Here is a 23,483-nt window from a genome sequence, read left to right on the forward strand (position 1 = left end):
AGGACCGATGCCCAGCTACTTCTCCCCCGGCATCTACGTCGAGGAGGTCCCCAGCGGCGCCCGACCGATCGGACCGGTGAGCACCAGCATCGCCGCGTTCGTCGGCGTCGCCCCGAACCGCGACGCCCACCTGGGCAAGGCCGTACCGGTCAACAACTGGACCGAGTTCCTACGGCTCTTCGCCGACGGCGACCAGGTCGAGAGCACCCCCCTCGCGCGGGCCGTCTTCGGTTTCCTGGACAACGGGGGCGCGCGCTGCTGGGTGGTCAACGTCGGCGACGGCGGCGCGATCACCGGCGCCGGCAAGCAACGCGGCGGCCTGCAACTGCTGGAGGCCGTCGACGAGATCTCCATCATCGCCGCTCCGGGCTTCTCCGACCCGGTGTCCCACGACGCGCTGATCAGCATGGCCGAGCGGACCCGCACCATGGTGGCGATCTGCGACCCGGCCCCGGACATCGACGACATCTCCGCGCTGACCCGGGTCGCCACCCCGTCCTCCGGCAAGCCGCCGAAACCCGCCGAGGGTGCGGGCCCTGCCGCTGGTCCGGGCGGCGGGGAGGGACCGCCGGCGTACCGGCCCCGGCAGTCCGAGTTCGCCGCGTTCTACTACCCGTACCTGCAGGTCCGTGACCCGATCACCGGCGAGCTGGAACTGACCCCGCCGAGCGGGCACCTGGCCGGCATCTGGGCCCGCACCGACGCCCTGCGCGGCGTGCACAAGGCGCCGGCCAACGAACCGGTCCGGGGCGCAGTCGACCTCGGCTACCGGGTCACCCGCCCCGAGCACGACGTGCTCAACCCCAAGGGCGTCAACGTGATCCGCTACTTCGCCGGCGAGGGCATCCGCGTCTGGGGCGCCCGTACGCTCGCCGCCGAGGCCAGCGAGTGGCGCTACCTCAACGTCCGGCGGCTCAGCATCGCCATCGAACAGGCCATCGCCAACGGCACCCGGTGGATGGTCTTCGAACCGAACGACTTCACCCTCTGGCGCTCGATCCGGCGCGACATCGGGGCGTTCCTCACCCGGGTGTGGCGCGACGGCGCGCTGCTGGGGCGCAGCCCCGAGGAGGCGTTCTTCGTCAAGTGCGACGAGGAGACCAACCCGCCGGACGTCCGCGACGCCGGCATGGTGATCGCCCACATCGGCATCGCCGTCGTCAAGCCCGCCGAATTCGTGGTGTTCAAGCTCAGCCAGTGGGCCGGCGGCACCGAGACCGAGACGATCGGAGGCTGACATGGCCACCCCCGCCACCCCACAGCCCGGCGCGCCCGTCGACCCGTACCGGGCCTACAACTTCCGGCTGCTCATCAACGGCGTCACCAACGGCCACTTCACCGAGATGAGCGGACTGGAGGTGAACATCCCCGGGCAGCCGTACCGGGAGCACGGCCCCGGACCGACGCGGATGGTCCCCGGCCAGGCCGAGTACGAGCCGGTGACACTGCACTTCGGCCTCACCGCGTCCCGTGAGCTGTGGGACTGGGTGAACGCCACCGCCAAGGGCACCCTCAACCGCCGCAACGTGTCGGTGGTGCTGCTCGACGCGGCGGGCACCGCCGAGGTGCTGCGCTGGAACCTGATCGACGCGTGGCCCACCCGGTGGCGCGGAGCGCACCTCAACACGGTGAGCCACGAGATCGCCATCGCGTCGCTGACGCTGCGCTACGAGGGCCTCGAACTGGAGGCCGGCGGTGCCGCCGCGCCGACGCCCGCGTAGCTGGCTGGCCGGTCGCCTCCGCTCGGTGGCCGGCGCGGTGCAGCGCCTCGCCGGACGCGTCGACACCCCGACCGCCGAGCCGGAACGTCCGGCGGACCCGCCGCGTCGTCTCGGCGAGCCGCCGCAGCACTGGGTGGACCTGGTCGCCGCGCACGCCCCCGGCCTGCTCCGTGAGCTGGACCTCGACGTCGACCAGGCCGCGCCGACGCGGGACGAGACCCCGCCATCGCGGCGGCAGGACCGCTCGGGCGACCCGGTCGACTCGGCGTCCCCTCGGGTCGCCGGTCGGACCGGCCGGCCGGTCGCCGCCGCCCACGGCCGACCCGGCGACCCGCACCCGCGCGCCCGACCGGTTGGCGCTGGTGATCACGCCCACCCTGGCCCCGGGCCGGACGGTCCCGGACACCCGGACGGCGAATCCGAACGACGGCTCCCGAAGATTCGACCAGCGATCCCGGACGGCGCGGCATCGTCGAGCGGGACGGCCCGGTCCGACGGCGCAGCGTCGGCGAACGGACGGGACGGCGCGGCGAGCGTCGGCAGGCCGTTCCGAGCGCCCGGTGTCGCCCACCCCGGGCAGACGGTCGCCACCCCCGGCACCGCGACACAGCTACCCCCCACACCTGTGCCACCCGGCGAAGGTTTCGACACCTCCGCAAGGGCTTCCTCTCGACGACCCACTCTGGACGCCACGACGGCGCGGCACGGACGCGGCGGCGGGAGGGTGGACGGACCATCCTGGCCCGCTCTGCCGGACGAGCCGGTCAGGCCGGCCCGGCTCGGAGAGCACCCCACCGAGGGGCGGCCCCACGCCGGCCACCATCTCGAACAGCACCGCGACCGGCTCCCCGACCAACGGGCCGGGCGACTCGGAGAGCACCACCGCCGGGGACGCTCCAAGCCGTCGCCCGAGCAGCACGCGAACCGGCTTCCTGACCAGCAACCAACGGGTCGGCGCGGCGGGCCGGAGGGGCCCGACCAGCACGACACACCGCACCACGGCCAGCACACCCGGCCGGACCGCGACCAACGCGCCGACAACCCGTACGCCGATGGGCGGCGCGGCGGCGAGGTCGGGCGGTGGGACGCTCAACCGGGGTACCGGACGGGCACCGCCGAGGTCGACAGCGCCGGGCACTGGCCGGTCAGCGCGCCGTTCCCGTCGGCGGCCGTCGCGCCCGACGTGGACCCGTGGCCGGCGCTACCGGATGACGGACCGCTGTGGACGGTGCCCGGCGCGGCGCTCGACGCCGGCCACGAGCGCCGGCTCGACCGGGAGCAGGCGGGCGGCTGATGGAACGTGTGGCCTTCCTCATCGACTCCACCGGGGAGCGGGTGGACTGCCTGCTCAACCCGGAGACCGTGCAGGTGACCCGGCTCGCCGGCGTACGCCATCGCGGTGCGGGCGGCGCGCAGCTCACCGGTTCCGGTCTGGCCGACGACCCGCTGGTCTTCACCGGCGGTGGCCGTACGGAGTTGGTGCTGGATCTGCTCTTCGACGTCGACTTCGTCCAGGCGCAGGTGCGCCCCACCGACGTACGGATGCTGACCCGACCGTTGTGGATGCTGGCGGAGAACTCGGACGTCGAGCACGGCTGGCTGCGTCCGCCGCTGGTCCGGCTGGTCTGGGGCAAGACGTGGAACGTGCCGGGCGTGATCGTGGCGGTGGCCGAGCGGTTCGACGCGTTCACCGGTACCGGCTCGCCCCGGCGCTCCTGGCTGCGACTGAAGTTGGTCCGGACCGCCGAGAGCGCGGACCAGGCGCAGGCCGGCTTCGCCGAGGAGCTTGCCGTGGCGAGTACGCCGGTGGCCGCGCCGGGCAGCGCCGTGGTCGCGGCCGGCGACGGGGCCACCGAGCCGGGCCACGCCGGGGTCCGTTTCGACCTGCTGGCCAACGACGCGCTCGGCTCGCCGCTGCGGTGGCGGCTGCTGGCCGAACACAACCGGATCACCGACCCGCTCGCGGTGCCGGCCGGTACGACCCTGGCGGTGCCCCCGTCGGCTCGGGCGGCTCCGCGCCGGAGTCGACGCTCGGCGCGATGGCGCGGGCCGGCGGGTCGTTCGTGGACGCCTCGATCGCCGCCGCCGCGAGTTGGGCCGCCTCGATCGCCGCCGCGAGCGGGACCGGCCCGACCGGAACGGCCGCCGCGAGCGGGACCGCGTCGACCGGCGGCGCACCAGTCGCGGGGGTACGCCGTGACCAGCGTCGCGCCCCGGGCGCTGACCGTTCTGCTCGACGGCGTCGAGCTGAACGCCGTGGCCCGCCAGCGGATCCGCTCGCTGCGGGTGGCCGCCCGGCTCGACCAGCCGACCCAGGCCGAGCTGGTGCTCGCGACCGCGGCCGGCACCGCGGCGCTCGACCCGGCCGTGCGCACCGGCTCGACCCTCGTCGTACGGCTCGCCGACCACACCGACGCGCTGTTCGTCGGGGAGGTGACCTGCGTGGAGGTCGAGTACGCCGCTGATGGCGCGGTCGTGCTGCGGCTGCGGGCGTACGACGCGCTGCACCGGCTGCGCAAGCGGCAGGACCTGCGGGTCTTCACCTCGGTGACGGCGGCGGAGCTGGCCCGGGACCTGTGCGGCGGGGTGGGGCTGACCGTGGCGGCCGAGGACGACGGCCCGCGGCTGGAACGGTTGGTCCAGCACCGGCACAGTGACCTGGAGCTGCTCTGCGAGGTCGCCGGGCGGGCCGGGCTGCACCTGGCCGCCGACGGCGACGGCGTACGACTGGTGACCCTCGCCGGCTACGGTGAGCCGGTCCCGCTGACCCTCGGCGCGGGTGTGCACGCCCTGCGGTTGTCCACGAACGCCGACCAGGCCAGCGGCGCGAGCGTCGCGTTGGGGTGGCACCCGCAGCGGGCGGAGCCGATCAGCCAGCGGGCCGACGAGGCGCGCTGCGGTCGGCCGTCCGGTGACCGTCCGGACCCGGCCGACGTGGGGGCCGACGGGGTCCGCACCGCCGTCGACCAGCCGGGACGCAGCGACGACGAGGTGGCCGCGCTGGCTCAGGCGCGGCTGGACCTGCGCGCTGCCGCCCTGTCCACCGCCGAGGGGGTGGCCGAGGGTGATCCGGCGCTGCGGCCGGGCCGGCGGATCGACCTGGCCGGGGTGCCCGACCCTCTCGCGGGGGCGTACATGCTGACCGAGGTGGTGCACACCGTGGACGGCGAGGGGTACCTCACCCGGTTCTCGACCGTGCCGCCGGTCGTGGCGCCGACGGCGGTCGCCGGCGCGGTCGTCACCCTCGGCACCGTGACCGACGTGGCCGACCCGGACGGGTTGGGCCGGGTACGGCTGACCCTGCCCGCGTACGGGGATCTGGACGCCGGTTGGCTCGGCGTGCTCTGCCCGGGTGCGGGACGTGGCAAGGGTCTGGTGGCGCTCCCCGATCCGGACGACACCGTGCTGGTGGTGCTGCCCGGCGGCGAGCCGGCCTCGGGCATCGTGCTGGGTTCGCTGTTCGGGGCCGTCGAGCCGTACGACGCGGGCATCGACGACGGTCGGGCCCGGCGCTGGACGCTGCGCACAGCCGGCGGACAGTCGATCGTCGTGGACGACGTCCAGCGCAGCCTGCGGCTCGGCACCGAGGGCGGCAGTTGGCTGGAGCTCACCCCCGACCTGGCCACCCTGCACGCGGCGACCGACCTGGTGATCTCCGCACCGGGCCGGGCCATGGTGGTCCGCGCCCGCAGCGTGGACTTCCTGCATGCCGAGGCGACCGAGGACCCGACCACCGCGGCGCGGCAGGCCCGTTCGCTCGCCCGCGCCCACCACGAAGGAGGCGGCTGATGCGTTGGATCCACCGCGACTCGGTGATCGCCTGTGACCACGACGGCCGGGTCGAGAACCAACCGTCGCAGCGGTGGGTGACCGTCACCGCCGTGCCGGTGCTGGTGGACGACGACCCGGAGGGACGGAAGATCGTCGCCTGCCCGAACTACGGACCGACCATCAAACCGTGCGCGAAGACGCTGACCGTCCGCGTCGGCTACAGCGACTGGCTCCGCGTCGACGGACGCCGGGTGGTGCTCTCGCACCTGGAGGGGTTCACCGACGGCACACCGCCGGACGCGATCCACCACACCGTCCGCGACCCCCGACAGCGCTTCCTGGGGGCGGACCGGTGAGGGCGTTCCGCTTCGTCGGGGCCGGCTTCGACGCCGGCCGGGGCGGCGGGTTGGCGCTCACCGCGGCCGGCGGGCTGGCCATGACCGAGGGCGACGAGAGCGTACGCCAGGCGCTGTTCCTGCTCTTGTCGACGACGCCCGGCGAGCGGCTGATGCGGCCCGGGTACGGCTCCCGGCTGCACCGGCTGATCTTCGCGCCCAACGACGACACCACGGCCGGGCTGGCGATCCACTACGTGCGGCAGGCCATCGCCCGCTGGGAGCCCCGGGTCGAGGTCATCGACGTCGACGCCGGGCCCGACGTGGACGACGCGTGGCGGCTGGTGATCCGGCTGGACTACCGGGTGCGGGCCAGCCTGACGCCCGGTCAGTTGGTGTTCTCCGTGGATCTGCTCCCCGCCGACGACGAACCGGGAGAATCGTCATGACGCTGCCCGTGCCGCACCTGGACGACCGAGGTTTCCTCGACCTCGTCACCGAGGCCCGCGAGCGGATCCGCCAGTCCTGCCCCGGCTGGACCGACCTGTCGGCGCACGACCCCGGCATGGCGCTGGTGGAGGCGTTCGCGCACCTGACCGAGGTGATGATCTATCGGCTGAACCAGTTGCCGGAGAAGGCGTACGTGCAGTTCCTGAACCTGCTCGGGGTGGCGCGGCACGCGCCCACCGCGGCCTGGGCGGACGTGGTGTTCAGCCGGGCCGGCGTCGACACCTCGGCGGTGCGGATCCCGGCCGGGCTGCGGGTCGCGGCGGCGCGTGGCGCCGACCCCCGGCCCGTCGTGTTCGTCACGACCGAGCCGGCGACGCTGCCGGCCGGCGAGTCCTCGGTGACCGTCCGGATGCACCACTGCGAGCCGGTGGACGCGGAGCTGCTGGGTCTCGGCACCGGCCAGCCGGGGCAGGTGCTGCGCGCGGCCCGCGCTCCCCTGGCCCACACCGCCGAGCCGCTGGACCTGCTGCTCGGCGTGGAGGTGCCGACCGGCTCGGTGGAGCTGGGGGCGGCGGCCCGCGAGCACGAGGGCCACACGTTCGAGATCTGGCAACCGGTGGACAGCTTCGCCGGGCTCGGCCCGCAGGCCAAGGCGTACCTGGTGGACCGCTGCTCGGGCACCGTCACCTTCGCCCCGGCCCTGGACCTGCGGCCGTCCGCCGACGGCACCGCCGGGCCGACGCCGGTGGCCGCCGTGCCCCCGGCCGGGCGGCAGGTCCGCCTCTGGTACCGGGCCGGCGGCGGTCCGGCCGGCAATGTCGCCGCCGGCACGCTGACCACCCTGCGCGATCCACTGCCCGGGGTACGCGTCGACAACCCCACCCGGGCGGCCGGCGGCCGGGAGATGGAGGCGTTGGAGTCGGTGCTGCTGCGCGGCCCGTACGAGTTCTTCGCCCAGCAGCGCGCGGTCACCGCCCGCGACTTCGAGGTCCTGGCCACCGGCTCGGGCGCGGTAGCGCGGGCCCGCGCGTTCACCCGCTCGGCCGTCTACAGCTTCGCCCGCCCGGGTGAGGTCGAGGTGGTGTTGGTGCCGTACGTGCCACCGGCGGCCCGACCGGGCGGCCGGCTGCCGGTGGCGGTGCTGCGCGAGTACGAGGTGCCCGAGGCCCGCCGCCGCGTCGAGGCGGACCTGGAACAGCGCCGGATGGTCGGTATCCGCTCGCGGGCGAGCTGGGCCCGGTTCAAGGCGGTGTCGGTGCGGGCCCGCGTGGTGGTGCGGCGGGAGGAGGACGTGGACGCGGTCCGGCGGCGCATCCACGACCGGCTGCACCAGACGCTCAGCCCGCTGCCCACCGCGCTCAACCCGAGCGGGTGGCCGTTCGGTGAGCCGCTGCGGGCGTCCAACGTGTACCGGCTGTTGGAGCAGGCCGAGCCGGGCGTGCGGTACGTCGAGTCGGTGCGGTTCGTGGTCGACGAGGCGCCCGACGCCAACGTCCGCGCCCTCGCCGTCGACGCGTACCAGCCGCGCACCTGGTACGCCGGGCGTGGCCCGGTGCTGTTCCGCTCCAGCAACGCGGGCTCGGGCTGGGAGCCGGCCGGCCGGTTCGACGACGACGAGACGGTGCTGCGGGTCGCGCCCGCCCCCGCCCCGGTGCGGCCCGGCATCGTGGCGCGTCCCGGCTCGGTGGCCGTGGTGACAGTGCGCGAGTCGGGCGGCTCCCGGGTACGACTGAGCACCGACCTGGGTGAGACGTGGTCGCTGCTGACCGACCTGGACTCGCGGATCTCCGACGTGGCGTGGCTGGACCGCGACGGCGCGGGAGCGCTGCTGGTCGCGACCGACACCGGGCTGTACGAGGTGTCGCTGCTGCCCGGCGCGGTGCCGTTGCAGATCCTCGTCGACCCTTCCGACGCCGACCGGGGCTTCTACGCGGTCCGCGCCTTCGTCTCCGAGCGCGGCGCGCCGGGCGTGGCGGTCGCGGCGCAGGCCAGCTTCGGGGTGTACCTGTCGACGGCCGGCGGCCGGCCGGGCAGCTTCACGCACGTCGGGCTCTCCAACGTGGACAACCGGGTCCTCGCGGTGCAGTACGACGGCCCGGCCACCCTGCTGTGGAGCGGCGCGGGCGAGCCGGACCCGAAGAAGCCCGGTCAGGGCTGTCACCGCACCCGGCTGTTCGAGTCCGACGTCAAATGGCAGTCGGTGCAGGCCGGCTGGATCGGCGGCACCTGCCGGGATCTGGCGTTCGCCGGCCAGCAGGCGGTGGCCGCCACGCAGAGCGGCGGGGTGCTGCGGCTGGACACCCTGGCCGCCCAGCCGCAGTGGCAACCGGTCTCGGTCAACTGCGGGCTGCCGTTGCGCGACCGGACCCGGTTCGTGCCGGTCGACGCCGTCGCCGTGAGCGGCCCTGCCGCGGCGGCCGTCGGCACGGGCGGTCCGGCGGCCTCCGGCGCGGGCGGTCCGGCGGCGGACCGGCTGGTGCTGGCCTGCGGCGAGCGCGGCGTCTACCGCAGCGCCGACACGGTCACCTGGACCGCCAGCGCCAACCAGGCCACCGCCGACGTGGTGACCGTCCCGGACACGTGGCTGCTCTGCTCCGGCGAGCACGACATCGAGGTGGTGCGCCAGGATGCGACGCTCGGCGATTGAGCGGCTGCTGCCCGCCGCGTACCAGCGGGCATGCGTGCCGGGCAGCGTGCTCTGGGCGCTGCTGGACGTGATGGAGGGACTGCACGCCCCGGACGAGGCGATCCTCGCCGAGGTGGACGCCCTGTTCGACCCGTACCGGGCCCCCGAGGACATGGTCGTACGCCTGACCCGCTGGGTGGCGATGGACCACGTGGTGGCGTCGCACCGACCGGACGCGCCGCTGCCCCTGCCGGTCGGGCGGCTACGGGACCTGGTGGCCCACGGCGCGCTGCTGGCGCGGTGGCGCGGCACCCCGTACGGGATGCGACGGGCCCTGGAGGTGGCGACCGGGGTGAGCGGCTTCGCCATCGACGAACCCGACGAGAGGCCCTTTCACATCGTGGTGCGGGTGCCGGCGGACGCCGCCGACCACCTCGCCGTGATCACCCGCATCGTCGAGGCGGAGAAGCCGGCGGCGACCACCGCCGAGGTCGTCCTCGCCGCCTCGCCACCATCGGATCAGCCGACCGCGGCACCGTCCGCTTAAGGAGCCTTCATGACCACCGAATGGGCCGTCGTCGGCGCCGCGTCGCAGTTCACCCTGGACGCCGCCAACCACGGCGAGCTGACGTTCACCGTCTCCAACCCGGGCCTCGCGCCGGACACCGTCGTCTTCGACGTGGCGCCCGGCGAGGGCAGCCAGCGGGCCTGGTTCACCGTCACCGAGCCGCAGCGGGTGGTGCCCGGTCAGGGTTCGGTCTCGTTCCTGGTCCGCCTCGCGGTGCCGGCCGGCACCGCGCCCCGCCGCTACGACATGACCGGGTTCGCGTACTCGGCGAACACCGCGCCGGAGGAGAGTTCGCGCTCCAGCGGCCGGGTGACGTACGAGGTCCGGGCGGTCGCCGCGCCGAAGCGGACGCCGTGGCCGTGGATCGCCGCCGCCGCGGCGCTGGTGCTCGTGGTCGCCGGGGTGGTCGGCTACCTGCTGACCCGCTCCGACGGCCCACCGACGCCGGGCACGCCACGGGTCGTGACGCTGGAGGCGGAGAGCCTGGTCGACGGGGCAAAGGTGGAGTCCCCGGCGAAGACCGCGGCGGGCATCGACGCGCAGCCGAACTGCTGCGACATCACCTGGTCGGACGACGCGCAACTGTTCTTCACGGGCCTGGCGCCCGGTGACCGGGTGAACGTCACCGTCGAACTGCCGGCCGACGCCCTCTGGCGTTTCTCCACCACGCGCACCACGAGCTTCGACTACGCCAACACCATCTGGCAGATCGACGGCGTGCAGCTCGGCAGCACCTTCTTCGGCTTCAGCCCGACGGTGATCCGGCAGGACTTCACCGACGTGGGCACCGTCCGGTTGGCGGCGGGCCGGCACACGCTCACCCTGGTCGCCGTCGGCAAGACGCAGGGCTTCGACAGGTACTTCGCGGGCGTGGACCAGATCCGCTTCACCGAGGTGCCCGGGGCGGTCGCGCGGCGATGAGCGGTCGGCAGAAGGTCGTCCTGGTGACGCTGGCGGTGCTGCTGGTGGCGTTCTTCGCGCTCGCCGTCGGCGTCGGCGGCGGCGAGCAGGGCCGCGCGAGCGATCGGCCGGGAATCGTGCAGCGGCTGGGCCGGCTGGCCGGGGCGAGCAGCACGATCGACCCGACGACCGTGCAGGCCGACTGCGACCGTACCGGCGACGTGCTCACCTTCGTCGGCGGCTGCGCGGTGCGGGTCGCCGACCCGGGCGAGCTGCGGACGTTGGTGCTGCGCAGTGGCCGCACGTTCGTGGTGAACGCCCCGGCGCCCGGGGACGCCGACCTCACCGTGCGGTCGGAGGTCGAACCGGACGACGGTGGCGAGGCGGTCGCCCGGATCGCCGTCGACAGCGCGACCACGGTGCTGCTGGGCTGCCCGGGAGGTGTGGGATGCACGGTCACCGTCGCCGCCGGGTGACAGGTCCACCCACCGGCCCGAGCCGGGCGCTCCCCGACCGTACGGAGGCCCGCCATGGGTGACCTGCGTAAGCCGTTCCTGCTGCTCGCGCTGGTCGCGATCACGCTGGTGGTCCTCGTCGAGGTGGGATCGTCGCTGCTCACCGGTGGCGGCGACGCCACCGGCGCGCTGCTGGTCGGCGCGGCGGACCTCGGCGTGGAGGTGGACGCGGCCGGAGTCAGCGAACCGTCCGGACGGGGCACCAGCTACCTGGCGCTGATCGACGCGGTGGCGCTCTGGACCACTGGCCTGTTCTGCCTGAGCCTGGTGGTGCCGGAGCGGGTGCAGGGCCGGATCCAGGGCGTCGCGACGCTGATCTTCTCGATCCTGCTCATCCTGGGCTCGCTGATCCTGCTGATCATCGCGTTCGTGGAGCTGATAATCATGGTGTCGCTGTTCCTGGCCGTGCCGTTCGGCACCCTGGCGTACCTGGCGCTGTGGGGCTTCTTCCCGGTCGGCGACGCGGCGGTGCTGCTCGGCCTGGCGCTGCTGCTCAAGCTGGTCTGGGCGGGGCTGTTGGTGCTGGCCCAGCCCCGGTTTCTGCAGAACAAGGGCCTCGTCCTGATAATCATCACCACCCTGCTGTGCACCGTCGTGCTGGAATTCCTGCACAATCTGGTGCCGGTGATCCTGGTGAGCATCCTCGACGACATCGGCGCGATCGTCTTCGCCATCATCGCCATCATCTGGGGGCTGGTGCTGCTGATCGGCTCGATCCCGGCGATAGTCAAGGCCATCCGCGTCACCGCCGCCGCCGTCCCCGCCGCCCTACCCGGTCGATCATGAAGTTGTTGTCACCACGCCCGGCGTGTCGGGACAACAACTTCATCATCGACGCGCGCTGGCGAGGGTGGCGCATTGGGCTGGGGACAGGGTGCCGTCGGCGATCCACACCTGGTAGCTGCCGTGGCGGGTGGTGGCGGCGGGGACCTCCGCCGGTTGGTCGAAGGCGAAGGCCACGCAGACGCCGGGATACATCGCGGTCCGCGCGAACCACCGGTCACCGGGGCCGAGGCCCGCGAAGACCAGGGTGTACGCGCCACCGCCCGGCCCGGTGCCGGCCAGCGCCAGCCACGGGGTGGCGCTGCCGTTGATCGCCTCCTCCCCCGTCGCCTCGGCGGTGAACACCGTCGCCTCGCCCCCGGCGGCGACCGCCCGCCAGAAGAAGCCGCCGTAGCCGGCCCCGCCGGGACGACCGTTGGTGGCCGGACTGCCCAGGCGCACGGACCTGTCGGGCGGCGCGGTGAGCGCGGAGTCCAGGTCGAGCCGCCAGACGTCCGGCGTCACCGCCGACGCGGCCAGCTGACGCCGCTCGGCGAGCAGCACCCGTCCGCGCGGGTCGCGCCACTGGAGCTGATGGGCCAGCCGGTCCGCCGAGCGCCGCGTCCAGCCGGTGTGGACAATCCGCCCGTGGTCCTCGCGCCACGTGTAGCCGACGTCGCGCACGTAGGTACGCCCGCCCCACAGGTTGACGCCGTCGACGTCCTGCACCGCGAGGGAGGCTCCCAGGTGCCACACATGGTCGGCGGGGAGCGCGTCGGTGACCACCGTGCCGCCGAGGGTGCGCACGGGGTGCAGGTACGGCCGGGGGCCGTGCCGCGCGTCCAACGCGGGGTCGACGACGTACCGGGCCACCTCGGTCACGCCGACCAACAGCCGAGCCGGTTCCTCGGCGACCGGAGCGGCGTCGGTGGCGGGATCGGTGGTCACGGCAGCTCCGGCCGGACGGCGGCCGGCTCGCGGCTGCCGACCTCGGCGGCGAAGGCGCGGCCGACGTCCGTGGGGACCGGCATCCGGCTGGCGACGGCGTGCAGGGCCGCCAGGGTGTAGCCGGCGAGGATGGGCACGGCCACCGGTGTGACCAGGACGGCGAGCAGCCCCGCCAACGCCGTCACGCCCGTGAGGGCGGCCCACCGGGTGGGCGCGTCGAGGCAGGCGCGGGCGCTGGACCGGGCCGCGACCCGCCACCGCCCGCCCCCGTTCCGGCCCGCCTCGACGACGACCAGCCCGGCGTACCCGGCCAGAGCGGCCGCGACCAGAGCGGTCACCGCCAGCGCCGGTGGGCCACCGGGCACCCGCCCGGCGGTCAGCGCCGCCAGGTCGGCGGCGAGCAGCCCGAGCACGCAGAGCGCGAGCAGGCTGACCGGCACGCCGGGCAGCACCGAGCGGCCGAACCGGCGCAGGCTCGTCCGCGCCGACGGCCAACCGCCGGTACGCGTCCAGTCGCGCACCGCCGCGCTGGCCGTACCGGCCGCCCCGGCGGCGGTGAGCAGCGGCGCCGCCGCGAGGGTCAACAGGATGCCGAGCAGCGCCAGGTCCGCGGCGTCGCGGGCGACGTCCCGCCAGTCCCGCCGCTCGGCGTCGTCGACGGGTTCAGCCCTTGATGCCACTGGTGTTGATCCCCTCGACGAGCATCCGTTGGAACGCGACGAAGAACAGGAAGACCGGCAGCAGCGACAGCACCGACATGGCGAACATCGGCCCGACCGCGCTCTGACTCGTCGAGTCGATGAAGAGGGTCAGCGCCACCGGCACGGTGTAGTCCTTCAGTTGGGACAGGAAGACCAGTTGGCGGAAGAAGTCGTTCCAGGTCCAGATGAACGAGAAGATCGCGGTGGTGACCAGCGCGGGTCGGCTCAGCGGCAGGATGATGTGCCGGAAGATCCCGTACGGGCCGGCGCCGTCGATCCGCGCCGCCTCGTCCAGCTCCCGTGGGACGCCGCGCATGAACTGCACCATGAGGAACACGAAGAACGCCTCGGTGGCCAGGAACTGCGGGATGAGCAGCGGCAGGTAGGGCCACTCGCCACCCACCAGACCGAGGGTGCGGAACAGGATGTACTGCGGCACGATCAGCACGTGCTGGGGCAGCAGCAGCGTACCGATCATGACGGCGAACCAGAGGCCACGCAGCCGGAACCTCAGGCGGGCGAAGGCGTACGCGGCCAGCAGGCAGGAGAGCCCGTTGCCGATGACGGTGAGCAGGCTGACCAGCGCGCTGTTGAGGAAGAACCGGCCGAATCCGACGTCGAAGTTGGACCAGCCGGCGGTGTAGTTGCCCGGGGTGAACCGCTCCGGCAGCAGCCCGACGTTGTTGACGATCTCCTCCTGGGACTTCACGGAGGTGCCGACCATCCAGATCAGCGGGTAGAGCACCACGGCCACGATCACCACCAGGATCAGCAGCCGCAGCACGGGCCGGCCGCCGGGGCGTCGTCCCGCTCCGGGCAGCGCCGCCGCCGTCGGAGTCGCCATCACCGGTCCTCCCCGTCGGAGTAGTGCACCCAGAACCGCCCGGTGCTGAAGAAGATCGCGGTGAGCACCGCGATGGCGAGCAGGAACACCCAGGCCATCGCCGAGGCGTAGCCCATCTCCAGGTCGGTGAAGCCGGTGATGTAGAGGTTCAGCGTGTACATGAGGGTCGAGTCGACCGGGCCGCCGGTGCCGTTGCTGAGCACGAACGCGGCGGTGAAGCCCTGGAAGCCGTTGATCGTCTCCAGCACCAGGTTGAAGAAGATGACCGGGGAGAGCATCGGCAGGGTGACGGCGCGGAACTGCCGGAACCGACCGGCGCCGTCGACGGACGCGGCCTCGTACAGCTCGGTGGGCACCTGTTTCAGCCCGGCCAGGAAGATCACCATCGGGGCGCCGAACTGCCAGATGGCCAGCACCATGAGCGTCTGCAGGGCCCAGTCCGGGTCGTTGACCCAGGGCCTGCCCTCGATGCCGAAGAGGCTCAGCAGCGAGTTGAACGCACCATCGCGGTTGAACATGTTGACCCAGACGATGGCCAGCGCCACGCTGCCGCCGAGCAGCGACGGCAGGTAGAACAGGCCGCGGAACAGGCCGACGCCGCGCCACGCGCGGTTGAGCAGCAGCGCCACGCCGAGGGCCGCGGCCAGTTTCAGGGGTACGGCGACCAGCGCGAAGGTCAGGGTGACCCGCACGGCGTGCCAGTACGACGGGTCGGCCGTGAACATCCGCTCGTAGTTGGCCAGCCCCACCCACCGGGCCTCGGAGAACGGGGTGAGGATGTCGTAGTTGGTGAAGCTCAGGTAGAGCGACAGCAGCATGGGGACCGCCGTGACACCCATCAGGCCGATGAGCCACGGCGACAGGAAGACGTACCCCGCCAGACCCTCGCGGTGCCGGATGCCGCCGGACCCACGCCGGGTGGGGTGGGTCCGGACGGATCCGGGGCCGGGTCGGGTCGGGTCGGGCGCCGTGGTCAACGCCACGATCGGCTCCTCTCCTCGCCTCGTGGGGCGGGTCAGGCGATGGCGCCCTTGCACGCCTCGATGAACTGGGCGGCGGCCTGCGCGGGGGTGGCCCGGCCGTACTGGGCGCTCTCGGCGGCCTTGACCAGCTCGGACTTGACCGTGCTGTGTCCCTTGATCGGCACCTGTGGCGACTCGCCGAACTTCTGGGTCAGCTCCGCCTCGACGGCGATCGACTGCTTCATCGCGGGGTCGGTGGTGCCGTCGCTGACGACCTGACGCAGGTCCAGGTTGGACGGCAGGCCCCGGTCGGTGCCGAGCAGGGTGACGGCCTCCCGGTCGTTGACCAGGAAGTTGATCACATCGACCGCGACGTCCCTGTTCTTGCTGCCCTTGAACACCGACCAGTACATCGAGGCCCGGGCCCACTGCGCGCTCGGATCGCCGGGGTAGGCGATCACTCCCAGCTCGTCCTTGGTGTTCTTCTTCAGGTCCGGCATCTGGTTGGCCCAGACCCAGGACGTCGCGGACTTGCCGGTGACCACCAACTGCTTGGTGACGTCGCTGGAGTTGCCCTCGTGGATGACGTCGGCGGTCGGGGTGGCCTTACGGTCCCGCGCGCCCTTCCAGAGGTCGAACCAGGCGGTCACGTCCTCGGCGGTGAAGCCCAGATCCTTGCCCTGGTAGAGGTCCTTGCCCTGCTGGCGCAGCCAGACCCAGAACGCCTTGTAGTCGGCGCTCGGATCCTGGGTGCCGGGAACCCCCGTCCTGGCGGACACTCCCTCGGCCCAGGCGATGTGCTGCTCCCAGCTCATCCCGGTGGTCGGTTCGGGCAGGTTGTGCTTCGCCAGCAGCGTCTTGTTGTAGACCAGACCCTGCGTGTTCTCCCCGGCGGCCAGGCCGGCGAGCTTGCCGTCGACGACGCCGTACTGCCACAGGCTCTTGGGGAACGTGGCGGTGTCCAGCTTGCCGGACTTCTGGTACGAGGTGAGGTCGAGCGTGGTGTTGCGAGCCGCGTACTCGGCGAGGTAGTTGTCGTCGATCTGGAACAGGTCGGGCGGGTTGCCACCGGCGGTGAGCGTGGCGAGCTTGTCGAAGTAGCCCTGGTTGGCCTGCCAGGTCTTCTCGAAGGTCACGTTGGGATGCTTCTTTGTGTAGAGGGCGAGGGCGTCCTCGGTCAGCTTGGCCCGGGCGTCACCGCCCCACCAGAAGATCGAGAGCTTGACGGGGGCGTTGGGGTCGGCGGCGTCGTCGTCGCCGCACGCGGCGGCGCCGAACAGCAGCGGCGCGGCGACCGTCGCGGCGAGCAGGCCGCGCAGCAGCCGCCGCCGGGGCAGCGGGGTGGCGGGCGGACGCCCGACGGGCGTGCCGGTGGTGGGGGACGTTGCGGGGTGCATGTGCGCTCACTCCTCGGCTTTAGGAGGCGACGGCATCACCCGAGGCCGCGGTCGGGATGCCCGGACCTGCAGGGCAGTGCGGGTCCGGGCCTTAGGGCGCGGCCAGGGGACGTGCCGGCCGGGCATGCGGACCCGGCCCGGTCGAGTCGCGGATGACCAGGTCGGTCTGGAGCATTACCTGTGCGGTGGTACGCCGGACGCCGACCGCCGTGCCGGTACCGGGCCCCCGCGCGCCGCGCGGTGACTCGATGTCCTGTTGCAGCAGCATGTCGACGGCCGTCCGGCCGGCGGCCCCGGTGGGTGTGGCCACCGTCGTCAGTTTGGGTCGGGTGAGCCGGCTCAGGGCGATGTCGTCGACCCCGACGACGCTCACCTGCTGCGGCACCCGGACCCCGAGCGCGTCCAGCCCTTCGATGAGGCCGATCGCCATCAGGTCGTTGTAGGCGAGCACGGCGGTGACGCCGCTGTGCCGCACCTGCTCGGCCACGGCGGAGCCGCCGGTCTCGGTGGGAGCGTTGGGGCCGAGCACGGTCAGTTCCCCGCCACCGGCCCGGACGGCCGTGGTGGCGGCACGCCGCATCTCCCGGTTGGTCCACGAGCTGCGCGGCCCGCCGAGCAGGGCGATGTCGCGGTGACCGAGACCGATCAGGTGCTCGACGGCTGCCCGGGCGCCCTGCCCGACGTCCATCAGCACGCAGGCCAGGCCGGTCACCTGACGGTTCACCACGACCAGCGGCACCTCGCGGCTGAGCTGTTCGATCAGGCTGTTGCTCATCCGGGGGCTGCACAGCAGCACCCCGTCGACCTGCTTGGCGAGGGCGTGGACCAACTCCTCCTCGGCGGTCGGGTCCTCGTTGGTGTCGGCCACGAAGACGTGGTAGTCGCGGTGGCGTGCCTGGCTCTCCGCCGCCTTGATCAGCGGTGGGAAGAACGGGTTCGCGATGTCGGCGATGATCAGCCCGATGTTGTGCGTACGCCCGGTGATGAGGGCGCGGGCGGCCCGGTTCGGCCGGTAGCCCAGGTCCTCCGCGCAGGCCAGCACCCGGACCCGGGTCTCGGGGTTGACGAGGTGCGGGGCGGAGAAGGTGCGGGACACGGTGGAGATGTGCACCCCGGAGGCGCGGGCGACGTCCCGGATGGTGACTGGCACGGCGGCCCCTTCGTCCGAGTGCGGCGGTGGTCACGCGGGTGCCGCCAATTAATGCAAACGGTTGCTCCACTGTCAACGGTCAATGTTTGCAGCTTTGTTGCATCGAGACGCCCAGTGGTGGCCTTCAACCCCGCAAAAACCCACAATTGCCGCCGGTTGTGCCGCTGTCGTTGACGCCATCACATTGATCGTGGTTACTTCACTGCAAACCTTTGCAGGGGTCATCCGGAGGGCGATCGCATGTCACCGAGATCCGGCGGGCGGGTCCGCTACGCCATCGTGGGCACCGGCGCGCGAGCGGAGATGTTCGTCCGGGCCCTGGTGCTCGACCACCCGGACTCCGCCGAGCTGGTCGCCTTCGCCGACGTCAACCAGACCCGGATGGACGCGCACAACCGCTGGCTGGGCGAGCTGGGACACCGGCCGGTGCCCACGTACCCCGCCGGCGGATTCGCCTCCATGCTGGACGCCGAACGCGTCGACGTCGTCCTGGTGACCAGCGTGGACGTCACCCACGACGAGTACGTGGTGGCCGCGCTGCGCGCCGGCCGGGACGTCGTCACCGAGAAGCCGATGACCGTGGACGCCGCCCGCTGCCGGCGCATCCTGGAGGCCGTGGCCGAGACCGGCGGCAGCGTTGCGGTCGCCTTCAACTACCGCTACAACCCGCTGCACGAGCAGGTCCGCCGGCTGCTCGCCGAGGGCGCGGTCGGCGAGATCGGCTCGGTGCACTTCGAGTGGCTGCTCGACGTGCGCCACGGGGCCGACTACTTCCGCCGCTGGCACCGCGACAAGGCCACCTCCGGCGGCCTGCTGGTGCACAAGGCCAGCCACCACTTCGACCTGGTCAACTGGTGGCTGGCCGCCACCCCGGTCGAGGTGTACGCGGCCGGTCGACTCTTCTTCTACGGCGAGAGCGGCCGCCGGCACGGCTACGCCCGCGACTACGACCGGGCGTACCGCTCCCCCGCCGCGGTTGACGACCCGTTCGCGCTGCGGCTCGACGCGCACCCCCGACTGCGCGAGCTGTACCTCGACGCCGAGGCCGAGGACGGCTACCAGCGCGACCGCAACGTCTTCGCCCCCGGGGTGAGCATCGAGGACGACATGGCGGTGCTGGCCCGCTACTCCACCGGCGCGACAATGACCTACCACCTCACCGCGTACGCCCCCTGGGAGGGCTACCGGGTGATGGTGAACGGCAGCCGGGGACGCCTCGAACTGGAGGTGACCGAGAACGACTACGTCGACCGGGGCACCGCCGGCGCCGTCAAGGGCGCGGCCCTGCACGGCGTCGAGGCGCCGACCGAGGGGGGCGACGCGACGCTCACGGTGCGCCCGTTCTGGGAACCGCCCCGACGGATCCTCATCGAGGGTCGTACCCGCCAGGGGCACGGCGGCGCGGACGCCCGGATGACGGCGGTGCTCCTGGGCGGTCAGCCTGATCCGTTGGGCCGCGCCGCGACGGCCGAGGACGGCGCGCTGGCCCTGCTCACCGGCCTGGCCGCCAACCGGTCCCTGGAGACCGGGCGAGCCGTGCGCGTCGCTGACCTGCTCACCACCCGCTGAGAAGCAGAACGAGGAGCCCCGTGCCGACGTCCGACCACACCGACCTGCTCCTGCCGGCCGAGCCGGGCCAGCGCGCGCTGGCCCGGGAGCTGTACGCCCTCGCGGCGCGGCAACCGATCATCTCGCCGCACGGGCACGTCGACCCGGCCCTGCTCGCCGAGGACCAGCCCTTCCCCGACCCGGCGCGGCTGCTCATCGTGCCCGACCACTACCTGACGAGGATGCTGCTCAGTCAGGGCGTACCCCCGGGCGACCTGGGGGTCCCCACCCGCGACGGCAGCCCGGTCGAGGCCGACGGGCGGGTGATCTGGCGGCGCTTCGCCGCGCACTGGCACCTGTTCCGGGGCACCCCGTCGCGGCTCTGGCTGGAACAGACCCTCCGTACCGTCTTCGGGGCGCACACCCCGCTGCGTCCCGACACCGCCGACGCCCTCTACGACGAGATCGCCGCGCGGCTCGCCGAGCCGGAGTTCCGGCCCCGGGCGCTGTTCGAGCGCTTCGGGATCGAGGTCCTCGCCACCACCGAGTCACCGCTGGACGACCTCGCGGCGCACGCCAAGCTCGCCGCCGACGGCTGGGGTGGGCCGGGCGGTCGGGTGGTCACCACCTTCCGCCCGGACGACGTGGTGGACATGGAGTTCGACGGCTGGTCGGCCAACGTGGCGCGGCTCGGCGCGCTGGCCGGCGAGGACACCGGCACGTACCCCGGCTATCTGGCCGCGCTGCGGGCCCGCCGGGCCGCGTTCGTCGCGGCCGGGGCGACCTCGTCGGACCACGGGCACCCCACCGCGCGCACCCTGGACCTGAGCCCGGCGCAGGCCGCCCGCCTCTACGACCGTGGGCTGCGCGGCGCGGCGGACGCCGCCGACGCGGAGGCGTTCCGGGCGCACATGCTGATGGAGTTCGCCCGGATGTCCCTCGACGACGGACTGGTGATGCAGCTGCACCCCGGCGCGGTGCGCAACCACAACCGCTGGCTGTACGAGCGGCACGGCCGGGACGTCGGCGGCGACGTGCCGCAGGCCACCGAGTACGTGCACGCGCTCGCCCCGCTGCTGTCCCGCTACGGCAACGACCCCCGGCTGACGGTGGTGCTCTACACCCTCGACGAGGACACCTTCACCCGCGAGCTGGCGCCCCTGGCCGGCGGATACGCCGCGCTGCTGCTCGGAGCGCCCTGGTGGTTCCTGGACTCCCCCGAGGCGCTGCGGCGGTTCCGGGAGACGGTCACCGAGAGCGCCGGCTTCTACAACACGACCGGGTTCGTCGACGACACCCGGGCGTTCTGCTCCATTCCGGTACGCCACGACGTGGCCCGCCGGGTCGACGCCGGCTTCCTGGCCCGGCTGGTCGCCGAGCACCGGCTCGCGATGGACGAGGCCGCCGAGACGATCGTCGACCTGGCGTACCGGCTACCCAAACGGGTCTTCCACTTCGAAGGGTCGAGCCAGTGACCACCACCATCACCTCCGTCGAGGTGCACGACGTACGCTTCCCCACCGCCGCCCGGGGCGACGGGTCCGACGCCATCAACCGGGGCGACTACTCGGCGACGTACGTCGAGCTGGGCACCGACTCCGGGCCGGTGGGCGCGGGGTTCACCTTCACCAACGGCCGGGGCAACGAGATCACCTGCGCGGCGGTGCGGGCGCTGGCCCACCACGTCGAGGGTCGTACGGTCGAGGAGATCGCCGCCGAGCCGGTGGCGTTCTGGCGCTCGCTCAGCGCGGACGTGCAGTTGCGCTGGCTGGGCCCCGAGAAGGGCGTCATCCACATGGCGACCGGGGCGCTCGTCAACGCCGTGTGGGACCTGCGGGCCAGGATCGCCGGCAAGCCGATGTGGCGGTTCCTGGCCGAGCTGCCCACCGACGACCTCGTCGCCAGCGTCGACTTCCACCACATCAGCGACGCGCTGACGCCCGACGAGGCGGCGGCCATCCTCGACAAGGGACGCGACGGCCTGGCCGACCGGTTGGCGACGCTGGAACGGGACGGTTTTCCTTCGTACACCACCTCGGTCGGCTGGCTCGGCTACCCCGACGACAAGGTGCGGGCGCTGACCCGGCAGGCGTACGACGACGGCTGGCGGGCCATGAAGATGAAGGTTGGCGGCCCGCTCGCCGACGACCTGCGCCGGGCCCGGATCATCCGCGCCGAGATCGGCCCGGACGCGCTGTTGATGATGGACGCCAACCAGGTCTGGGACGTCGACGAGGCGATCACCGCGATGACCGCCCTCGCGGAGGTGGACCCGTACTGGATCGAGGAGCCGACGCACGCCGACGACATCCTCGGGCACGCCCGGATCAACCGCGCCGTCGCCGAGCTGACCGACGGCCGGTGCCGGGTGGCCACGGGTGAGGTCGCCGCCAACCGCGTCATCTTCAAGCAGTTGCTCCAGGCCGACGCGATCGGCGTGATGCAGGTCGACGCGTGCCGGGTCGGCGGCGTCGACGAGGTGCTGGCCGAGCTGCTGTTGGCGGCCAAGTTCGGGGTGCCGGTCTGCCCGCACGCTGGCGGCGTCGGCCTCTGCGAGTACGTCCAGCACCTGGCGATCTTCGACTACCTGCGGGTGGGCACGAGCCTCGACGGTCGGATGATCGAGTACGTCGACCACCTGCACGAACACTTCGTCGACCCGGTACGCACCCGCGGCGGCCGGTACCTGCTCCCGGAGCGCCCCGGTTACAGCGCCACCATGAGACAGTCGTCGATCGCGGAGTACCGGTTCCCGGACGGTCCGGCATGGCGGTGACCGTCGGCGCGTCCCGCCTCGGCCTGGGGGTGCTGCGCCACCTGCCCGTCGACTCCCGCCCCCTCGTGCGGCCGGGCACCGTGCCGACGGGCGTCGTACACCTGGGGTTGGGGGCCTTTCACCGCGCGCACCAGGCGGTCTACACCGAGGCGGCGGTCGGCGCGGCCGGCGGCGACTGGGGCATCGTGGCCGTCGCCCCGCGCAGCGCCGCCGTGGTCGACGCGCTCGCCGCCCAGGACAACCTGTTCAGCGTGAGCGCCCTGTCCGCCGCCGACGCCACCACCCGGGTGGTGGGCGCGCTGAGCGGCGTACGGCACGCGCCGAGCGATCCGGACGCCGTGGTGGCGTTGCTCGCCGACCCGGCGGTCCGCGTCGTGACGCTCACCGTCACCGAGAAGGCGTACCAGCTCGACCCGGTGACCGGCCGGTTGTCGCCGGACTCCGCGCTCGCCGCGGACCTCGCCGGTCATCGGCCCCCGGCCACCGTGCCGGGTCTGCTGCTGCGCGGGCTGGCGGCCCGCGCCGCCGCGGACGCCGGACCGGTCGCCCTGGTGAGCTGCGACAACCTGCCGGCCAACGGCCGACGGCTGCGCGGCCTGGTCGACCAGGCGATCGCGCGGGCCGCCGGGACGCCGGCCGGGTTCGTCGACTGGGTGGCCGCCAACGTGACGTGCCCGGGGACCATGGTGGACCGCATCGTGCCGGCCAGCACCCCGGAGACCATCGACACGGCCCGTCGGGCGCTCGGCGTCACCGACCTGGCCGCGGTGGCCGCCGAGCCGTACGCGCAGTGGGTCATCGAGGACGACTTCCCCGGCGGACGGCCGGGCTGGGAACACGCCGGGGCGGTGCTGACCGACGACGCCGGGCCGTGGGAGCGGTTGAAGCTGCGCGCCCTCAACGGTGTGCACTCGGCCGTGGCGTACCTCGGCGCGCTGGCCGGGCGGGAGACCATCGCGGACGCCCTGGAGATCCCGCACCTGGCCGACGTGCTGCGCCGGCTGATCGCCGAGGACGTCGCGGCCAGCTTCACACCGCCGGACGGGGTGCGGGTCGTCGACTACGGCGAACAGGTCCTGGCCCGGTTCGGCAACCCGGCGATCCGGCACCGCACCCTCCAGGTCGCCACCGACGGGTCGCAGAAGCTGCCGCAACGCATCCTGCAGACCATCGCCGACCTGCGCGCGTCCGGACGGTCCGCGCGCTGGGGCGCGCTGGTCGTGGCGTCCTGGTTGCGCTTCGCGCTGGGGTACGCCGACGACGGCCGCCCGCTGCCGTTGCAGGACCCGCTCGCGGGGCCGATCCGGGCCGCCCTGGACGCCGGCGCGCAGAGCCCGGCCGGCGCGGTCGACGCCGTCTTCGCGCTGCGCGAGGTGATCCCGGCCGAGGTCGCCGAGGACGACGAGGTACGCGCCCAGGTGACCGCCTGGCTCACCGCGCTCGGACGACACGGCGTCGAGGCGACCCTGGCCGGCGTCCGGTGAGCCGGGCGGCCCCGGCCGGGAGGGC

At 73.3% G+C, this 23,483-nt stretch carries 21 protein-coding genes; 15 read left to right on the forward strand and 6 right to left on the reverse strand.

The window, feature by feature from the left end; all coding sequences use genetic code 11:
* The first annotated feature begins 7 nt into the window (after positions 1-7).
* Genes ACQP03_RS17935 through ACQP03_RS17985 form a run of 11 tightly spaced genes read left to right on the forward strand, consistent with a single transcriptional unit; the run spans position 8 to position 11,672 of the window.
* Positions 8-1,237 (forward strand): phage tail sheath family protein, encoded by a 1,230-nt coding sequence (locus tag ACQP03_RS17935; RefSeq protein ID WP_357118271.1) that lies wholly within the window; start codon positions 8-10, stop codon positions 1,235-1,237.
* A gap of 1 nt (position 1,238) precedes the next feature.
* Complete coding sequence (locus ACQP03_RS17940) at positions 1,239-1,721, forward strand: phage tail protein (protein WP_355051208.1); 483 nt, start codon at positions 1,239-1,241, stop codon at positions 1,719-1,721.
* Positions 1,696-3,015, forward strand: coding sequence for a hypothetical protein (locus ACQP03_RS17945; protein ID WP_433457610.1), 1,320 nt, complete (start codon positions 1,696-1,698; stop codon positions 3,013-3,015). Before ACQP03_RS17940 ends, ACQP03_RS17945 begins: the two co-directional genes overlap by 26 nt.
* Positions 3,015-5,510 (forward strand): contractile injection system protein, VgrG/Pvc8 family, encoded by a 2,496-nt coding sequence (locus ACQP03_RS17950; RefSeq protein WP_433457612.1) that lies wholly within the window; start codon positions 3,015-3,017, stop codon positions 5,508-5,510. Before ACQP03_RS17945 ends, ACQP03_RS17950 begins: the two co-directional genes overlap by 1 nt.
* Positions 5,510-5,848, forward strand: coding sequence for a hypothetical protein (locus tag ACQP03_RS17955; protein WP_357118257.1), 339 nt, complete (start codon positions 5,510-5,512; stop codon positions 5,846-5,848). Before ACQP03_RS17950 ends, ACQP03_RS17955 begins: the two co-directional genes overlap by 1 nt.
* The gene (locus ACQP03_RS17960; RefSeq protein ID WP_355051213.1) at positions 5,845-6,276 is read left to right on the forward strand and encodes a GPW/gp25 family protein; all 432 of its coding nucleotides are present in this window, start codon (positions 5,845-5,847) and stop codon (positions 6,274-6,276) included. The genes ACQP03_RS17955 and ACQP03_RS17960 overlap by 4 nt, the downstream gene beginning before the upstream one ends.
* Positions 6,273-8,924 (forward strand): putative baseplate assembly protein, encoded by a 2,652-nt coding sequence (locus tag ACQP03_RS17965; RefSeq protein WP_433457615.1) that lies wholly within the window; start codon positions 6,273-6,275, stop codon positions 8,922-8,924. Before ACQP03_RS17960 ends, ACQP03_RS17965 begins: the two co-directional genes overlap by 4 nt.
* On the forward strand, positions 8,905-9,450 hold the full coding sequence (locus ACQP03_RS17970; RefSeq protein WP_357118251.1) for a phage tail protein: 546 nt from the start codon (positions 8,905-8,907) through the stop codon (positions 9,448-9,450). Before ACQP03_RS17965 ends, ACQP03_RS17970 begins: the two co-directional genes overlap by 20 nt.
* A gap of 9 nt (positions 9,451-9,459) precedes the next feature.
* Positions 9,460-10,392 carry a hypothetical protein gene (locus tag ACQP03_RS17975; RefSeq protein ID WP_357118248.1) on the forward strand — a complete coding sequence of 311 codons (933 nt, stop codon included), beginning with the start codon at positions 9,460-9,462 and terminating at the stop codon, positions 10,390-10,392.
* Complete coding sequence (locus ACQP03_RS17980) at positions 10,389-10,847, forward strand: hypothetical protein (RefSeq protein WP_357118244.1); 459 nt, start codon at positions 10,389-10,391, stop codon at positions 10,845-10,847. The genes ACQP03_RS17975 and ACQP03_RS17980 overlap by 4 nt, the downstream gene beginning before the upstream one ends.
* Before the next feature lie 54 nt (positions 10,848-10,901).
* Positions 10,902-11,672 carry a hypothetical protein gene (locus tag ACQP03_RS17985; RefSeq protein WP_363660292.1) on the forward strand — a complete coding sequence of 257 codons (771 nt, stop codon included), beginning with the start codon at positions 10,902-10,904 and terminating at the stop codon, positions 11,670-11,672.
* A 42-nt stretch (positions 11,673-11,714) separates the two neighbouring features.
* Here the strand turns inward: ACQP03_RS17985 and ACQP03_RS17990 are convergent, their stop codons facing one another.
* The 6 genes from ACQP03_RS17990 to ACQP03_RS18015 all read right to left on the reverse strand — a co-directional run bounded on the left by ACQP03_RS17990 (position 11,715) and on the right by ACQP03_RS18015 (position 17,650).
* On the reverse strand, positions 11,715-12,596 hold the full coding sequence (locus tag ACQP03_RS17990) for a PmoA family protein (RefSeq protein WP_363660293.1): 882 nt from the start codon (positions 12,594-12,596) through the stop codon (positions 11,715-11,717).
* Entirely contained in the window at positions 12,593-13,276 is a 684-nt protein-coding gene (locus tag ACQP03_RS17995) for a hypothetical protein (protein ID WP_363660294.1), read from the reverse strand. The genes ACQP03_RS17990 and ACQP03_RS17995 overlap by 4 nt, the downstream gene beginning before the upstream one ends.
* On the reverse strand, positions 13,260-14,141 hold the full coding sequence (locus tag ACQP03_RS18000; protein WP_357118232.1) for a carbohydrate ABC transporter permease: 882 nt from the start codon (positions 14,139-14,141) through the stop codon (positions 13,260-13,262). The genes ACQP03_RS17995 and ACQP03_RS18000 overlap by 17 nt, the downstream gene beginning before the upstream one ends.
* Entirely contained in the window at positions 14,141-15,124 is a 984-nt protein-coding gene (locus tag ACQP03_RS18005; RefSeq protein WP_357118229.1) for a carbohydrate ABC transporter permease, read from the reverse strand. Before ACQP03_RS18005 ends, ACQP03_RS18000 begins: the two co-directional genes overlap by 1 nt.
* Positions 15,125-15,156: 32 nt before the next feature.
* A complete protein-coding gene (locus ACQP03_RS18010) occupies positions 15,157-16,500 on the reverse strand; it encodes an ABC transporter substrate-binding protein (RefSeq protein ID WP_357169852.1) in 1,344 nt (447 codons plus the stop codon).
* A 91-nt stretch (positions 16,501-16,591) separates the two neighbouring features.
* Positions 16,592-17,650, reverse strand: a complete 1,059-nt coding sequence (locus ACQP03_RS18015; RefSeq protein WP_357118223.1) for a LacI family DNA-binding transcriptional regulator — start codon at positions 17,648-17,650, stop codon at positions 16,592-16,594.
* A 240-nt stretch (positions 17,651-17,890) separates the two neighbouring features.
* Here ACQP03_RS18015 and ACQP03_RS18020 point away from each other — a divergent pair, with 240 nt between their 5' ends.
* From ACQP03_RS18020 to ACQP03_RS18035, 4 genes are read left to right on the forward strand one after another with little or no spacing between them, the layout of a single operon-like run.
* Complete coding sequence (locus ACQP03_RS18020) at positions 17,891-19,219, forward strand: Gfo/Idh/MocA family protein (protein ID WP_357169849.1); 1,329 nt, start codon at positions 17,891-17,893, stop codon at positions 19,217-19,219.
* 20 nt (positions 19,220-19,239) lie between these two features.
* Positions 19,240-20,673 carry a glucuronate isomerase gene (gene uxaC / locus ACQP03_RS18025; protein WP_357169846.1) on the forward strand — a complete coding sequence of 478 codons (1,434 nt, stop codon included), beginning with the start codon at positions 19,240-19,242 and terminating at the stop codon, positions 20,671-20,673.
* Positions 20,670-21,974, forward strand: a complete 1,305-nt coding sequence (locus ACQP03_RS18030) for an enolase C-terminal domain-like protein (protein WP_363660295.1) — start codon at positions 20,670-20,672, stop codon at positions 21,972-21,974. The genes uxaC and ACQP03_RS18030 overlap by 4 nt, the downstream gene beginning before the upstream one ends.
* A complete protein-coding gene (locus tag ACQP03_RS18035) occupies positions 21,965-23,458 on the forward strand; it encodes a mannitol dehydrogenase family protein (protein WP_357169840.1) in 1,494 nt (497 codons plus the stop codon). The genes ACQP03_RS18030 and ACQP03_RS18035 overlap by 10 nt, the downstream gene beginning before the upstream one ends.
* The last annotated feature ends 25 nt before the right edge of the window (positions 23,459-23,483 follow it).

The sequence above is a fragment of the Micromonospora sp. CA-248212 genome (genome assembly GCF_050948405.1).
GTDB lineage: Bacteria > Actinomycetota > Actinomycetes > Mycobacteriales > Micromonosporaceae > Micromonospora.

Coding starts and splice junctions, on each gene's coding strand:
- ACQP03_RS17935 (WP_357118271.1), top strand. CDS start 8: ATGCCCAGCTACTTCTCCCCCGGCATCTACGTCGAGGAGGTCCCCAGC.
- ACQP03_RS17940 (WP_355051208.1), top strand. CDS start 1,239: ATGGCCACCCCCGCCACCCCACAGCCCGGCGCGCCCGTCGACCCGTAC.
- ACQP03_RS17950 (WP_433457612.1), top strand. CDS start 3,015: ATGGAACGTGTGGCCTTCCTCATCGACTCCACCGGGGAGCGGGTGGAC.
- ACQP03_RS17955 (WP_357118257.1), top strand. CDS start 5,510: ATGCGTTGGATCCACCGCGACTCGGTGATCGCCTGTGACCACGACGGC.
- ACQP03_RS17965 (WP_433457615.1), top strand. CDS start 6,273: ATGACGCTGCCCGTGCCGCACCTGGACGACCGAGGTTTCCTCGACCTC.
- ACQP03_RS17970 (WP_357118251.1), top strand. CDS start 8,905: ATGCGACGCTCGGCGATTGAGCGGCTGCTGCCCGCCGCGTACCAGCGG.
- ACQP03_RS17975 (WP_357118248.1), top strand. CDS start 9,460: ATGACCACCGAATGGGCCGTCGTCGGCGCCGCGTCGCAGTTCACCCTG.
- ACQP03_RS17980 (WP_357118244.1), top strand. CDS start 10,389: ATGAGCGGTCGGCAGAAGGTCGTCCTGGTGACGCTGGCGGTGCTGCTG.
- ACQP03_RS17985 (WP_363660292.1), top strand. CDS start 10,902: ATGGGTGACCTGCGTAAGCCGTTCCTGCTGCTCGCGCTGGTCGCGATC.
- ACQP03_RS18000 (WP_357118232.1), bottom strand. CDS start 14,141: ATGGCGACTCCGACGGCGGCGGCGCTGCCCGGAGCGGGACGACGCCCC.
- ACQP03_RS18010 (WP_357169852.1), bottom strand. CDS start 16,500: ATGCACCCCGCAACGTCCCCCACCACCGGCACGCCCGTCGGGCGTCCG.
- ACQP03_RS18020 (WP_357169849.1), top strand. CDS start 17,891: ATGTCACCGAGATCCGGCGGGCGGGTCCGCTACGCCATCGTGGGCACC.
- ACQP03_RS18035 (WP_357169840.1), top strand. CDS start 21,965: ATGGCGGTGACCGTCGGCGCGTCCCGCCTCGGCCTGGGGGTGCTGCGC.